1 protein-coding gene is annotated in these 715 nt (G+C 67.0%); it reads left to right on the forward strand.

The window, feature by feature from the left end:
* Positions 1-51: 51 nt before the first annotated feature.
* A partial coding sequence (locus ACLBYA_RS31585; RefSeq protein WP_447713428.1) for a DUF222 domain-containing protein occupies positions 52-715 on the forward strand: 664 nt, incomplete at its 3' end.

Consider the following 715-nt stretch of genomic DNA (forward strand, 5'->3'; position numbering starts at 1 on the left):
AGTCCGGCCAAGTGTGCGGAGCTCGAAAAGATCCTGGTCTCGGTTGCGGTGGTGAGTGTTCCGGAGACGGTGCAGACCGCGGCGACGTTTGCGTTGATGCTGATCAATCAGGACGGCCCCGGCCCGGATGTGGCCCGGCACACGTGTGGGATCCGGGTCGGTAAGCAGGATGCCGACGGGTTGACCCACATCAGTGGTTGGGTGGATGCGGAGACGGCGGCCTATCTGGGGACCGCCTTCGATGTGTGGGCCCGCCCCGGGATCAACAACCCCGACGACCCCGAACCACGACACAATCCGGACCCCAACCCACCCGACGAAGAGCCCGACACCGAGCCCGCGCCGACAGCCCAGCCGGAAGAGGCGGACGCGGAGTCTGCGTCGGAAGCAGCGCCCGAGGCGGAGGCGGAGTCTGAAGCAGCGCCTGAGTGTGACGCTGAGCCCGGCGCCGGGCCGGAACCGGAGTCGGAGGTGGCACCCCAGCCCGCGGCCCCATCTGAGCCCGGGTCTGATCCTGGTTCTGATGGTGTGCCGAGCTTTGATGATCTGCCCGAGTTCAGGACTTTTGATGATCTGGCCGACCGGATGGACGCGGTGGCGGCTGCCGACGCCAAGATTCCTCGGCCGAGTATTGATTTCGAGGCGTTGGCCGATCGCGCTGCGGTGCGTGACACCCGCACGCCGGCCCAACGACGCCACGACGCCCTCAAAGTGA

This window comes from Mycobacterium sp. C31M (genome assembly GCF_053345865.1).